This is a genomic window from Actinacidiphila sp. DG2A-62, from assembly GCF_035825295.1.
Classification (GTDB): Bacteria; Actinomycetota; Actinomycetes; order Streptomycetales; family Streptomycetaceae; genus Actinacidiphila.
The window spans coordinates 4,842,431-4,855,630 of sequence record NZ_JAYMGI010000002.1 but is presented as its reverse complement, the minus strand read 5'-3'; the positions used below and the strand labels follow the sequence as shown (position 1 = coordinate 4,855,630).

General features: G+C 71.5%; 14 protein-coding genes. 7 read left to right on the top strand and 7 right to left on the bottom strand.

Annotated features, from left to right (window positions below; genetic code table 11):
- The first annotated feature begins 226 nt into the window (after positions 1 to 226).
- From pstS to pstB, 4 genes are all read left to right on the top strand, one after another.
- A complete protein-coding gene (pstS, locus tag VSR01_RS21710) occupies positions 227 to 1,387 on the top strand; it encodes a phosphate ABC transporter substrate-binding protein PstS (RefSeq protein ID WP_326450842.1) in 1,161 nt (386 codons plus the stop codon).
- 112 nt (positions 1,388 to 1,499) lie between these two features.
- A complete protein-coding gene (gene pstC, locus VSR01_RS21705; RefSeq protein WP_326450841.1) occupies positions 1,500 to 2,486 on the top strand; it encodes a phosphate ABC transporter permease subunit PstC in 987 nt (328 codons plus the stop codon).
- Positions 2,483 to 3,559, top strand: coding sequence for a phosphate ABC transporter permease PstA (pstA, locus tag VSR01_RS21700; RefSeq protein WP_326450840.1), 1,077 nt, complete (start codon positions 2,483 to 2,485; stop codon positions 3,557 to 3,559). The genes pstC and pstA overlap by 4 nt, the downstream gene beginning before the upstream one ends.
- A gap of 102 nt (positions 3,560 to 3,661) precedes the next feature.
- Positions 3,662 to 4,438 (top strand): phosphate ABC transporter ATP-binding protein PstB, encoded by a 777-nt coding sequence (gene pstB / locus VSR01_RS21695; protein WP_326450839.1) that lies wholly within the window; start codon positions 3,662 to 3,664, stop codon positions 4,436 to 4,438.
- Between the two features lie 147 nt (positions 4,439 to 4,585).
- Here the strand turns inward: pstB and VSR01_RS21690 are convergent, their stop codons facing one another.
- A complete protein-coding gene (locus VSR01_RS21690) occupies positions 4,586 to 5,581 on the bottom strand; it encodes an inorganic phosphate transporter (RefSeq protein ID WP_326450838.1) in 996 nt (331 codons plus the stop codon).
- A 5-nt stretch (positions 5,582 to 5,586) separates the two neighbouring features.
- Complete coding sequence (locus VSR01_RS21685; protein WP_326450837.1) at positions 5,587 to 6,207, bottom strand: DUF47 domain-containing protein; 621 nt, start codon at positions 6,205 to 6,207, stop codon at positions 5,587 to 5,589.
- A gap of 189 nt (positions 6,208 to 6,396) precedes the next feature.
- Here VSR01_RS21685 and VSR01_RS21680 point away from each other — a divergent pair, with 189 nt between their 5' ends.
- Entirely contained in the window at positions 6,397 to 6,747 is a 351-nt protein-coding gene (locus VSR01_RS21680; protein WP_326450836.1) for a metal-sensitive transcriptional regulator, read from the top strand.
- A gap of 88 nt (positions 6,748 to 6,835) precedes the next feature.
- Here the strand turns inward: VSR01_RS21680 and VSR01_RS21675 are convergent, their stop codons facing one another.
- Positions 6,836 to 7,012 (bottom strand): hypothetical protein, encoded by a 177-nt coding sequence (locus tag VSR01_RS21675; RefSeq protein ID WP_326450835.1) that lies wholly within the window; start codon positions 7,010 to 7,012, stop codon positions 6,836 to 6,838.
- Positions 7,013 to 7,121: 109 nt separating this feature from the next.
- Complete coding sequence (locus VSR01_RS21670) at positions 7,122 to 8,183, bottom strand: hypothetical protein (protein WP_326450834.1); 1,062 nt, start codon at positions 8,181 to 8,183, stop codon at positions 7,122 to 7,124.
- 128 nt (positions 8,184 to 8,311) lie between these two features.
- Between VSR01_RS21670 and VSR01_RS21665 the strand changes: the two genes are divergently transcribed.
- Positions 8,312 to 8,602, top strand: a complete 291-nt coding sequence (locus VSR01_RS21665; protein ID WP_326454018.1) for a hypothetical protein — start codon at positions 8,312 to 8,314, stop codon at positions 8,600 to 8,602.
- Between the two features lie 450 nt (positions 8,603 to 9,052).
- On the top strand, positions 9,053 to 10,618 hold the full coding sequence (locus VSR01_RS21660; protein WP_442785695.1) for an FAD-binding oxidoreductase: 1,566 nt from the start codon (positions 9,053 to 9,055) through the stop codon (positions 10,616 to 10,618).
- 46 nt (positions 10,619 to 10,664) lie between these two features.
- Here VSR01_RS21660 and VSR01_RS21655 read toward each other — a convergent pair whose 3' ends face one another.
- The 3 genes from VSR01_RS21655 to VSR01_RS21645 all read right to left on the bottom strand — a co-directional run bounded on the left by VSR01_RS21655 (position 10,665) and on the right by VSR01_RS21645 (position 13,193).
- Positions 10,665 to 11,684 (bottom strand): hypothetical protein, encoded by a 1,020-nt coding sequence (locus tag VSR01_RS21655; RefSeq protein ID WP_326450832.1) that lies wholly within the window; start codon positions 11,682 to 11,684, stop codon positions 10,665 to 10,667.
- Entirely contained in the window at positions 11,672 to 12,337 is a 666-nt protein-coding gene (locus VSR01_RS21650) for a hypothetical protein (RefSeq protein ID WP_326450831.1), read from the bottom strand. The genes VSR01_RS21655 and VSR01_RS21650 overlap by 13 nt, the downstream gene beginning before the upstream one ends.
- A gap of 259 nt (positions 12,338 to 12,596) precedes the next feature.
- Positions 12,597 to 13,193 carry a hypothetical protein gene (locus tag VSR01_RS21645; protein ID WP_326450830.1) on the bottom strand — a complete coding sequence of 199 codons (597 nt, stop codon included), beginning with the start codon at positions 13,191 to 13,193 and terminating at the stop codon, positions 12,597 to 12,599.
- Between the last annotated feature and the right edge of the window lie 7 nt (positions 13,194 to 13,200).

The window sequence follows — 13,200 nt, the reverse complement described above, 5'->3', positions numbered from 1 at the left end:
GGGTGTGACCCGTGGTGCGCGACGTGCGTTTTCCCGGGCGGCGCACGACGTGCTACCGCACCGACGCACGAGGTTCACCTCGTGTTCATTCCCACCGGCCGGGCGCTTCACCTGATCTGCCTAATTTCGGCCGTACCGGTGCGCATCATGCCGCCGGGTGGATGCAGAAACACACGACCCTCTGCTTCGCCGTCCACCGGCGGGCTCTCGGAAGGAACACACGAAGGTGAAGCTTCAGCGTAAGAGCGGGCTGCGGGCCCTGACCGTCGGCGCGGTCGCGATTACCGGGGCGCTGGTCCTGACCGCCTGCGGTTCGGACGACAACAGCGGCAGCGACAACAGCTCTTCCAGCCCGAGCGCCGGCGGCCAGTCGAGCAGCAGCAGCGCCAACGCGTCCGGCATCTCCTGCGAGAAGGGCCAGATCCTCTCGTCCGGCTCCACCGCACAGCAGAACGCGATCGAGCAGTGGGTCAAGGACTACCAGCAGGCCTGCCCCGGCGCGACGATCAACTACAAGCCGTCGTCCTCCGGTGAGGGCATCGTCGACTTCAACCAGGGCACGGACGCCTTCGCCGGCTCCGACTCCCCGCTGAAGCCGGAGGAGGTCGCCTCCTCCAAGAAGGTCTGCGCGGGCGGCGAGGGCATCAACATCCCGATGGTCGGCGGCCCGATCGCCATCGGCTACAACCTGCCCGGCGTGAACAACCTGGTGCTGGACGCCCCGACCCTGGCGAAGATCTTCAACAACAAGATCACCACCTGGAACGACCCGGCGATCAAGGCCCTGAACTCGGGTGTGAACCTGCCGAGCACCAAGATCCAGTCGGTGCACCGCCAGGACGACTCCGGCACCACCGACAACCTCACCAAGTACCTGGGCGGCGCGGCCAAGGCCGACTGGCCGTACCCGCACGCCAAGGCGTGGGCGGGCAAGGGCGGCCAGGCCGCCGCGAAGTCCTCCGGCGTGGCCGCGCTGGTCAAGCAGACCGAGGGCTCCATCGGCTACTTCGAGCTGTCCTACGCGACCTCGGAGAACATCCCGACCGTCAAGATCAACACCGGCGCCTCCCAGCCGGTCGAGGCCACCACCGCCAACGCCTCCGCGGGCATCGCGCAGGCCAAGGTCGTCGGCACCGGCTCCGACCTGGCGCTGGACCTCAGCGCCGCGTACACCACCAAGGCGGACAACGCCTACCCGATCGTCCTGGTGACGTACGAGATCGCCTGCGACAAGGGCAACAAGGCCGGCACCCTGCCGCTGACCAAGTCCTTCCTGAACTACATCGCCAGCGACGCCGGCCAGGCGAAGCTGTCCACCGCGGGCTACGCGCCGCTGCCGACCGAGATCGCCACCAAGGTCCGCAGCACCATCAGCACGCTGTCCTGACCCCGACGGCGGGCCCCGCGGCCGCACAGGGCGACCGCGGGGCCCGCCGTACATCCGGTGCACCGCCGCCGGGGGAACCGCACACTCCCCCATCCAGACCGGAGACACCCCCATGACAACCACCGCTCCGCCCCCCGACACCCGGGTGCCGTCGCGCAAGGCCGGCACCGTGACCCGCCCCGGCGACCGGATCTTCTCCGGCCTGTCCCGCGGCTCGGGCATCCTGCTGCTCGTGGTGATGGCCGCCATCGCGGTCTTCCTCACCGTCCGCGCGGTCCAAGCGATCTCCAAGGACCACACCAACTTCCTGACCACCTTCGAGTGGACGCCGAGCCTGAACCCGCCGACCTTCGGCATCGCGGTCCTGGCCTACGGCACCGTGGTCAGCGCGATCATCGCGATGATCATCGCGGTCCCGATCGCGATAGGCATCGCGCTGTTCATCACCCACTACGCGCCGCGCCGGCTCGGCGGCCCGATCGCGTACGTGATCGACCTGCTCGCCGCCGTCCCCAGCATCATCTACGGCCTGTGGGGCGCGCTCTTCCTGGTCCCGCACCTGCGCGGGCTCAACCTGTGGCTGACGAAGTACCTCGGCTGGACCGTCGTCTTCCACAAGGCCGACCCCAACTCCGCGGCCCGCTCGCTGTTCACCGTGGGCATCCTGCTGGCGATCATGATCCTGCCGATCATCACCAACGTCAGCCGCGAGGTCATCAGCCAGGTGCCGAAGATGCACCAGGAGGCGGCGCTGGCGCTCGGCGCCACCCGCTGGGAGGTCATCCGGCTGTCGGTGCTGCCCTTCGCCCGCTCCGGCATCATCAGCGCCTCCATGCTGGGCCTGGGCCGCGCGCTCGGCGAGACGATGGCGGTGGCCACCGTGCTGTCCGCCTCGCCGCAGCTGTCCGCGCACATCCTGGACCCGCAGGGCGGCACCTTCTCGCAGAACATCGTCGCCAAGTTCGGCGAGGCCGACGAGTTCGGCCGGGACGCGCTGATCGCCTCCGGCCTGGTGCTGTTCGTCATCACCCTGCTGGTGAACGGCGCGGCCCGGATGATCATCGCCCGCCGCAAGGAGTACTCGGGGGCCAACGCATGACCGACACCGTGATGGACACCGTCCCCTCCGACGCCCCCGCGTCCCCGAAGCTGGCCAGCCGCCGGCTGCCCCGCTGGAGCCCCGCGGCCATAGCCGTCGGCGCGATCGCGGTCGGCTGCGGCATCGGCGCCGGCGCCGGCCTGTCCAGCCACATCCAGTGGGGCCTGATCGCGCTGATCCTCTTCGTCGCCGGGTCGTACGTGATCACCGCCCGCGTCGAGGGCCGCCGGCAGGCCAAGGACCGGGTCGCCACCAGCCTGGTGTGGGCCAGCTTCATCCTCGCCGTGGTGCCGCTGTACTCGCTGGTGGAGACCACCATCAGCAAGGGCGCCGGCGTCATCGACGGCACCTTCCTGACCCACTCCATGAACAACGTGCTGACCCTGGAGAAGGGCGGCGGCGTCTACCACGCCATCATCGGCACGCTGGAGCAGGTCGGCATCGCCACCGTCATCGCCGCCCCGATCGGCATCTTCACCGCGATCTACCTCGTGGAGTACGGCAAGGGCGCGCTGGCGAAGTGGGTCACCTTCTTCGTCGACGTGATGACCGGCATCCCCTCGATCGTGGCCGGTCTGTTCATCCTGTCGGTCTGGTTCGAGTTCCTCGGCAAGGCCCCGGCCTCCGGCTTCGCCGGCTCGCTGGCGCTGGCCATCCTGATGGTGCCGGTCGTGGTGCGCTCCACCGAGGAGATGCTCAAGCTGGTGCCGAACGAGCTGCGCGAGGCGTCGCTGGCGCTGGGCGTGCCCAAGTGGCGCACGATCACCCGGGTCGTCGTGCCGACCGCGATCGGCGGCATCACCACCGGCGTCATGCTGGCCATCGCCCGCATCGCCGGCGAGAGCGCGCCGATCGCCCTGCTGGTCTTCGGCAGCAACATGATCAACACCAACCCGTTCCAGCACCCGCAGTCCTCGCTGCCGTACTTCATCTACGAGCAGTACGGCAACGGCAACGACGCCTCGTACTCCCGCGCGTGGGGTGCGGCGCTGGTGCTGATCGCGTTCGTGATGATCCTGAACCTGATCGCCCGCGGCATCGCCCGCTGGAAGGCGCCCAAGACAGGTCGCTGACGCGACCCCGGCCGGCCCGGCCGCATCCCGGCCGCCCGGCATCCCGGCAACCCCCGTCAGCAGTCGGCAGACCTGGCAGACCCGCAGAAAAGAAGTGATCCCATGGCCAAGCGCATCGACGTCAGCGGCCTCTCCGCCTTCTACGGCAACCACCGTGCCATCGACGACATCTCGATGACCGTCGAGCCCCGCTCCGTGACCGCCTTCATCGGCCCGTCCGGCTGCGGCAAGTCCACCTTCCTGCGCACCCTGAACCGCATGCACGAGGTCACCCCCGGCGGCCGTGTCGAGGGCAAGGTGATGCTGGACGACGAGAACCTCTACGGCGCCGGCGTCGACCCGGTCACCGTGCGCCGCACCGTCGGCATGGTGTTCCAGCGCCCCAACCCGTTCCCCACCATGTCGATCTACGACAACGTGGCGGCCGGGCTGCGGCTGAACGGCACCCGCAAGAAGAGCGAGCTGGACGCCATCGTGGAGAAGTCGCTCAAGGGCGCCAACCTCTGGAACGAGGTCAAGGACCGGCTGAACAAGCCCGGTTCCGGCCTGTCCGGCGGCCAGCAGCAGCGGCTGTGCATCGCCCGCGCGATCGCGGTCGAGCCGCAGGTGCTGCTGATGGACGAGCCCTGCTCGGCGCTCGACCCGATCTCCACCCTCGCCATCGAGGACCTGATCGGCGAGCTGAAGACCCGCTTCACCATCGTCATCGTGACGCACAACATGCAGCAGGCGGCCCGCGTGTCGGACCGCACCGCCTTCTTCAACCTGGCGGGCGTGGGCCAGCCCGGCAAGCTGATCGAGATCGACGACACCGAGCGGATCTTCGCCAACCCGTCCGTGCAGGCCACCGAGGACTACATCTCCGGCCGCTTCGGGTGACAAGGACCGCCGTGCGGTGCTGCATGGCGGTGCCACCGTACGGCGTGGGCCCCGCTCCCCTGACGGGGGCGGGGCCCGGCGCACCTCCGCGGGGCCGCACCGGGCGCGCCGCCGCGGGCCTTTGCGCCGCGCCTGCCGGGGCCCGGATCAGCCGAAGCAGAGCTTGACGATCCAGTAGCAGACGGCGCCGACCACGCCGGCCGCCGGCATCGTGATGAACCAGCCGGCCACGATGTTCTTGGCGACGCCCCAGCGCACCGCCTTGACCCGCTTGGTCGCGCCGACGCCCATGATCGCGGAGGTGATCACATGGGTGGTGGAGACCGGCACCTTGAACAGGTACGAGGTGGCGTAGAGGATGCCCGCCGAGGTCGTCTCGGCGGCGAAGCCCTGCGGCGGGTCCAGCTCGATGATCCGCCGGCCCAGGGTGCGCATGATCCGCCAGCCGCCCGCGTAGGTGCCCAGCGACATCATCACCGCGCAGACGATCTTGACCCACACCGGGATGCCGAAGCCGCGCGACGGGTCGTGGATGACCAGCGCGAGCACCACCACGCCCATGGTCTTCTGCGCGTCCTGCAGGCCGTGCCCGAGGGCCATCGCGGCGGCCGAGATGGTCTGCGCGATCCGGAAGCCGCGCTTGGCCTTGTGCGGGTTGGAGCGGCGGAAGAACCACAGGATCGCCAGCATGATCAGATAGCCGACCACGATGCCGACCACCGGCGACAGGAACATCGGCACGATGACCTTGTCCACCACGCCGTTCCAGTGCACCGTCGTGCCGCCGGCCAGCGCCGCGCCGACCAGCCCGCCGAACAGCGCGTGGGTGGAGCTGGAGGGCAGCCCGAAGTACCAGGTGATCAGGTTCCAGACCACCGCGCCGGCCAGCCCCGCGAAGAGGATGCCCATGCCCTGCCGGCCGTGCGGGGTGGCGATCAGCCCCTTGCTGACGGTCTTGGCGACGCCGCTGCCGAGGAACGCGCCGAGCAGGTTCATCACCGCGGCCATGGCCAGCGCCGCCCTGGGCGTGAGCGCCCGGGTGGACACCGAGGTGGCGATGGCGTTCGCGGAGTCGTGGAATCCGTTGGTGTAGGTGAAGAAGAGGGCGACCGCGACGGTCACCACCAGGGCGAAGGTGTCCACGTGGGTCAGGACTCCTTGACCGCGATGGTCTCCACCGTGTTGGCGACGTGCTCGAACGCGTCGGCGGCCTCTTCCAGGACGTCCACGATCTGCTTGAGCTTGAGCACCTCGATGGCGTCGTACTTGCCGTTGAACAGGTGCGCGAGGAGCTTGCGGTGGATCTGGTCGGCCTGGTTCTCCAGCCGGTTGACCTCGATCCAGTACTCGGTGAGGTTCGCCATCGTGCGCAGGTTGGGCATCGCCTCCGCGGTCAGCTCCGCGGCCCTGGCCAGCACCTCGATCTGCTGCTCGACGCCCTTGGGCAGCTCCTCGATGTTGTACAGGACGACCAGGTCGACGGCCTCCTCCATGAAGTCCATGATGTCGTCGAGCGAGCCGGCGAGGGAGTAGATGTCCTCGCGGTCGAAGGGCGTGATGAAGGAGGAGTTGAGCTGGTGGAAGATCGCGTGCGTCGCGTCGTCGCCGGCGTGCTCGGCCGCCCGCATCCGCTCGGCGATCTCCGTCCTGGTGGCCGAATCGGCTCCGAGGAGTTCCATGAGGAGCTTTGAACCGGTGACGATGTTGTCCGCGGATGCGGCGAACATGTCGTAGAAGCTCGTCTCCCTGGGGGTCAGACGAAAGCGCACGTTTGGTCCTCGGGGTGCATGGGATTCGGTCTCGATGATGCTAGGCGCATCATCCGGCCACGGCTAACCGGCGTCACCAGTGTCGCCCATGGGGCGAAGTCCCCCGCAGCGGGGATGCCTCGCACATCGTATCGATTCGGTAAGATATACCCGCCGGGGGTATAACGGGACAGAAGGGCGGCAACGCGGATGACCACCGAGAGCGCTGGGGGAAGCGTCGCGGAAAGCGTCTCCGGGGAGATTGTGGAGCCGCACGGTCCTCATGGCTACAGCCATGACAAAGAGTCCCATCTGAAGCGGCTGCGCCGGATCGAGGGACAGCTGCGCGGCCTGCAGCGGATGGTCGAGGAGGACGTCTACTGCATCGACATCCTCACCCAGGTCTCCGCGAGCACCAAGGGGCTGCAGTCGTTCGCCCTGCAGCTGCTGGAGGAGCACCTGCGGCACTGCGTGGCCGCGGCGGCGGTCGGCGGCGGCCCGGAGATCGACGAGAAGGTCGCGGAGGCGACGGCGGCGATAGCGCGGCTGCTGCGGACCTGAGGGGCGGGCCCGGCCGGCGGCGCGATCCGGCGGTCGGTCGATCCGGCCGGCGGTCAGCGGCCGGCGCGGCGGGCGGGCTCGGCCCGGTTCAGCCGGCGGCCGGGACGCGGGCGGCGCGCGCGACCTCCAGGACCTCGTCGATCCGCGCGGCGCTGAGCCGCTCCTCGTCGGCGGCGGACGCGGCGATCATCAGCTCGCCGCACCACTCGATCTCGGCGAGGGCGACCGGATCGTCCTGGACCGAAGCCAAGGGCGACGGCACCATGCGTGCACCACCTCCTCATCCCGAACGGCCGCCTCAAGCGTAGGGACCATGTGTGCCCCGGCGCATGGCACGGATGGACCATTTCGATGAGGCCCGATCAGGCGACCCGTTACGACACCCGAGGAGAAACGATCTTGCCGGTCCAGATGTCCGCAGCTCGCGGCAGGGTCACCGGGACGGCCGCGCCGAAGCCGTCGTAGGACGTGGTACAGACCACAGTGAGCCCGCGGGCGGGGGCCCGCCCTCCGGACGGCTCGGCGGCGCGCTGCCCGGACGGCTCGGCGGGCGGGCCGTAGGTGAAGCTCTCGGTGAGCCGCCGCGGCCGGCCCTGCGCGTCGAGCCAGACGTCGAACGGCACGGTCGTCACCGTGAAGCCCTTCGCCGCGGCGGCCAGCGGGCCGCGCCGGGCGGAGGGCGCGGCCGCCGCGGCCCTGGCGATGTCGGCGACGCCGCGGTAGTGCCGCAGCGTCAGCCCCTGCTCGGTCTCCTCGCCCGCGTACGCCACGTCCGCCGCGCCGCGCAGGAGTTCGGCGGCGGCCAGCGGCTCGGTGGCGCCGCCGGTGACCAGATTGCCGTCGGCGACGCGGGTGGTGTCCACCCGCACCCACTTGCCGTCCGGCACGCCCTCGCCGCGGTCCTTCATGTACAGCGCGCCCGGCATGAGCAGTTCGGTGATCGGCTTGTGCTCCTGCGCGCCGACCGCGTCCCGCGGCAGCACCAGGCGCAGTCGGCCGCGCCCGCCGGCGTAGTCGAAGTCGCCGGTGCCGGAGATGGTCACCCAGGTGCCGCCGCTGGCCATCCGCATCGACGTCGACACCCGCGAACTGCCCTCGCGCACCAGCGTGTCCGCCGCGCCGGCCACCGCGGACGCCGGCGTCCTGCCCTCGGCGGCGACCGCGGCGCCGTCCGCGGGCACGGTGGCCGCGGCGCCCCGGCCGCCGCACCCGGTCAGCGCGGCGAGGGCGGCGAGCGCGCCGAGCGCCGCGACGGCGGTGGCGGTGGCGGGCGCGGGACGCGGCGGGTGGGTCGGGGACGCGGCCGCCGCGACGGGCGCGGGACGCGGCGGGTGGGCCGGGGACGCGGCTGCCGCGACGGGCGCGGGGCGCGGCGGGTGGGTCGGCGGGGCGTCGTGCTCGTGCGCCCGCCGTGTCCTGCTGGAGACCGGTGCCATCACTCATCCATCCCTGTCGGCCCGCCCCGGCCCCCGCACCGGCCGCGGCCTCGTCGGGGCCTCAGCCGGATAACGACGGTCCCGAGCAGGCCGTCACGCCCGTCACCCGCGCCCGTTACCGTGGAGCCGTGCGTGAGGTACGAGCCCGCGGGACCAGCTGGGCGGACGTGGCGGGTACGGACGCGGGCGGAGCCGGTCCGGCGGACGGCGGAGGCGGGGGCGGCGGGGCCGGCGCGGCGGGCGGGGGCGGCGGCGCGGCGGGCGGCACGGCCGGCGGGGGCGGGGGTTCCGCGCACGCCATCTCGGTCGTGGAGCGCGGCTCGTTCGCGGTGGCCCGGTGCTCCTGCGGCTGGAAGGGCCCGGCGCGGCGCGCCCGCGACCGCGCGCGGCGGGACGCGACGGACCACGCGGCGGGCTGAGCGGGTCGCCGCGGGGGCGGCGCGCGGCCGGGCAGGACGCGTGACCGGGCAGGACGCATTGGCCGGGCAGGACGCGTGACGGGGCGGCCGGCGCCGCGCACCGGCCGCCGGCGTTCCGTACCGCGCGCGGGTGCGCCGTATCCACACCCGTATCCGTATCCGTACGCCTCCCCGCCGCACGTGTCGGGCGTCACAGCCCACCGGCAACCGGAACCCTTGCTTCGGCGTCTTGGGATACCGACGATTCCGGTGGAACCTGATGCGGCGGTGGTGCGAGTGAAGACCGGGACGAACCCGAGCGAGGACGCGGTCCCGGGCGCCCTCCCGGGGGCGGACGCCGCCTCCGGCACGGACCTGTTCCCGGGCACGGTCCCGGCCGCCGCTCCCGGCGCGACCGCGACGCCCGGCCCCGGCGCGCCGCCCCGCGCGGACCGAAGGGGCGTCACCTCGCTGCGGGCCGACCGCCGCGGCGCGCTGCTGGCCGGCGGCGCGGTGCTCGCCGGCGCGCTGCTGACCGCGTGCACCGACGACGGCGGCAGCACCGACGACGCCCCGCGCGGCCCGAGCGCCTCCGCGACCACCGGCACGGGCGCCGGCGCGACCGCCACCCGTACCACGACCGCGCCGCCGGCCAAGGCCGACTGGTCCGCGCTGGGTTCGTCCCTGCACGGCACGCTGGTCCGCCCCCAGGACCAGGCGTACCCGACCGACCGCCGGCTGTACAACACCCGCTTCGACGGACTGCGCCCGGCCGCGATCGCGTACGTCACCGGCGAGGACGACGTCCGCGCCTGCCTGGACTTCGCGCGGCGCACCGCCACGCCGCTGGCGATCCGCAGCGGCGGCCACTCGTACGCGGGCTGGTCCAGCGGCGACAAGAAGCTGATCGTCGACGTCTCCAAGCTCGACTCGATCCGCCTGGACGGCACGGTCGCCACGATCGGCGCCGGCGCGCGGCTGATCGACGTCTACAGCACGCTGGGCGCCCGCGGCCGCACCGTCCCCGGCGGCTCCTGCCCGTCCGTGGCGATCTCCGGTCTGACACTGGGCGGCGGGCACGGCGTGCTCAGCCGGTCCATGGGCCTGACCTGCGACAACCTGATCGGCGCGACGATCGTGACGGCTGACGGCCGGACCCGTGCGGTCTCCGCGGACGCCGAGCCCGACCTGTTCTGGGCGCTGCGCGGCGCGGGCAACGGCAACTTCGGCGTCGTCACCTCGCTGCGGTTCACCACGCACCCGGCGCCGTCCTCGGTCGTCACCGGCTACCTCACCTGGCCGTGGTCACGGGCCGCCGCGGTGGTCAGGGCGTGGCAGTCCTGGGGGCCGGACCAGCCGGACCACCTGTGGTCCGCGCTGCACCTGGACTGCGACGCGGGCGGCGCGCCGACCGTCTCGGTGCCGATGCTGTCCACCGGGTCGCGCTCCGGCCTGTCCGCGGCGGCCGACGCGCTCGCCGACGCCTCGGGCTCCCCCGCCTCGTCGGTCTCGGTGCACACGCACGGCTTCGTGGAGGCGATGTTCTCCTACGCGGGCTGCGAGAGCCGCTCGGTCGCGCAGTGCCACCTGCCGCCGGCGGGCGACCTGGGCCGCGAGACGTACACCGCGCGCTCGGACTTCTACGACGCGGACCTGTCCGCGGCCGGCGTCGACACCCTGCTCTCCCAGGTCGCGCGGCTGTCCTCGCGGTCGGGCAGCGGTACGGGCTCGGTCGCGCTGACCGCGCTCGGCGGCGCGGTCAACCGCCCGGCGCCCACGGACACCGCGTTCCCGCACCGGCGTTCGCGGGTGCTCGCGCAGTACATCGCCTCGGACGGCCTGTCGTCGACGTCCTGGCTGGACACCCTGCACGCCGCGATGCGCCGCCACGCGTCCGGCGGCGCCTACGCGAACTACACCGACCCCACCCTGACCGACTGGCGCACCGCCTACTACGGGCCGAACGCCCCGCGCCTGGCCGCCCTGAAGTCCACCCTGGACCCGACCCGCCTGTTCGTCTACCCCCAGTCCCTGTAAGCCCCCCGCCCCCGGGCGCCGCCCGAACGCCCGGGTCGGGGGCGGGTCACCGGTTGACGGCCTGGTACTCCTTCACCGTGACCTGCTGCGGAAGGTCGAAGACACCGTCGTCCAGCCTCCCGCCGGTGCCGCCGCTGCCCTTCCACGTGACCCGCCACCTGATCGTGGCCGTCAGGGTGTACGTCCCGCCGTCGGAGGACTTGCGGTAGACCAGGCCGCATGGCGGCAGCACCGTATTGCCGTCGCGCGGCTGGTACCTCTCGCCCACCGAGCCGTCCTCGGCGATCGGGCAGTCGCCCGAGGCCGGGAAGCGTTCGGCGTACGGCGTGCCCGCGTCCAGGTGCAGGCCGACCGGCGTGGCCGTGGTGGTGGCCCAGATGCCGAGTGAGTTCAGCCGGGCGGTGACCGACACCGGGGGGATGTCCGCGCTGTCCAGCCAGGCCCAGATGTTCACGTTCACGGTCTGCGTGTGCAGGGCGTCCGGCGACAGGTTCACCACCTTGTCCGGGATGCGCACCCGGTCGTACGCCGACTCCGCGAGGATCTCCGGCGTGACCACCGGCCCGGCCGGCGGCCTGTCCCCGGTCGGCACCCAGTCGTCGCGCTCCTTGAAGCACGTCAACGACGCGGGGTCACCACGCCTGTTGGGATTGACCTGACCGTCCCACCAGAAGCCCTTGCCGGAGTTCGCGATCTCGAAGTCCTTGTGCGGGTGCCCGTTGACGTAATAGTCCTTCTGCCCCGCGACCCAGTCCGGCCCCGGCGACCCCTCGGCCCACACCGCCTCGCGCTCCGCCTTCAACTCCTCCGGCTTCGCCACCGGAGCCACCCAACACGCCGGCGGCGTCCACCCGCTGACCGCCCCGATCGGATGCCCCGCGGGCGGCTCCGCCGGCTCATACGTGACGGCATAGGCGGAGGCGTCGAGGGTGTGATCGTGGCTGCCCGCGTTGTGCCCCTGGCTGGGAATCTCGTTGGCCGCCGCGTCGGCTGCCGGCACGAGCGCCACGACGAGGCCGGCAGCCGCAGCGAAGACCAACGCGCGGGGCCTGCTCAGATCCGGCACTGCTTGGCCCCCTCGATGACCGTGATCCGAGAGGACTGCCAGACGCCGTTCGACGCGCTGTCGTGAACGAGCAGCAGGTTGTAGAGGATGAAACTGTCGGCGTTCGGCGTGCCGCGCACGACCTTGCCGGTCTTGACGTTCTTGCTGAACACCTTGCTCTGGTCCCGGCAGAAGCTCAGCGTCGCGGAGCCGCTGTTCACGACACCGACCTTGGCGGCGTAGTAGTGATCGTGCCCCGTCGGGGCCCAGCCGCCATCGATGTTCGCCTTGATCTGGTCGTGCGCGTACGACAGGGCGTCGTCGCGCGAGTAGAACAGGTACGCGGGGTCCTTGATGTCGCCTTCGGCGCTGGCTCGCTTGAGGGCCCTGACGTACTGCTCACCATCCCTGAGCACCGCGTCCTTCGTCGCGTCACCCGTACGCGGCCAGTCGAAGGTCATCGTGAGATCCTTCGGCAGCGCCGTGGACGGCCGCTTGACCTCATCCGACGCGGTGGCGCTCGCCGTCGTCGTGGCAGCCGCCGTGGCGGCCGGTCCGGTCGACGACGTCGCGATCTTGTCGGAGCTGTCCGAACCGCCCCCGCCGCAAGCGGACAACAGCAGGCCCGCCGACGCGGCGAGAGCGACGGCAAGGGGCAGGGAAGAGCGGGTCACGTCGAAGTCCCCCGTGGGTGTCCGATATCAGGCCGGCGAGCGTAGCCGTACGGCTACGCCCCGACATCGACACTACCGGCGGAACACGAGCCTCCGTAGCCCGCTCGGCTTGCGATGCGCCACACCGCGGCCAGACGGTCTCAGCCAGTCCCCGGACGCGGCGGAGCAGACGCGCCGGCGTCCAGTCACGCCGCCGCCGGCGACGACGCGTCGGTGGAAAGCGCCGCGGCCGTCGCCGCTCTGGTCATGCTCCGTATGCTCACGCGACCTGGCATTGCTTCGCCCCCTGGACCCAACTGTGGTGGTAAACCGTCCAATCCCCGGAAGGACTCTTCATCATGAGCAGCGTCCACAACCGGAAGTCGGAGAGCGAGGGCGTGGTGACCGTCACCGTGCCGGTCTTGGAGTCCTTGGCGTACGCCTTCCGCTGGTCCTCGCAGTACCGCACCGACACGTTCCCGTTGGAGAAGGGCTTCACCACGGGGTTGTAGTACGGGTACGAGCCGGTGATCACGCTGCCGTCCTTGCCCTGCGCGATGATCGAGTCGGCGAACTCCGCACCGTGCTCACCGGTCCAGAACCGCTTGAAGTTCGGCGTTTCCTTCGTGTAGATCTTCGCCTCGAACTCCAGGACCGCGGTGGCCGCGTACCGGGCGTCGGTCAGGATCGCCTGCTGCTTCGGATCACTGCTGGTGAATCCGCGGAAATCCGTCGTGATGTCCGGCGGCAGGGCGAACGTCGGGGCCTTCGGCCGGCGGGCTGGGTGGGCGGGGCGGTGGTCGTCGGCGCCGCCGAGGTGGCCGGCGGGGCGGAGGTCGCGATCTTGTCGGAGCTGTCCGAACCGCCCCCGCCGCAAGCGGTCA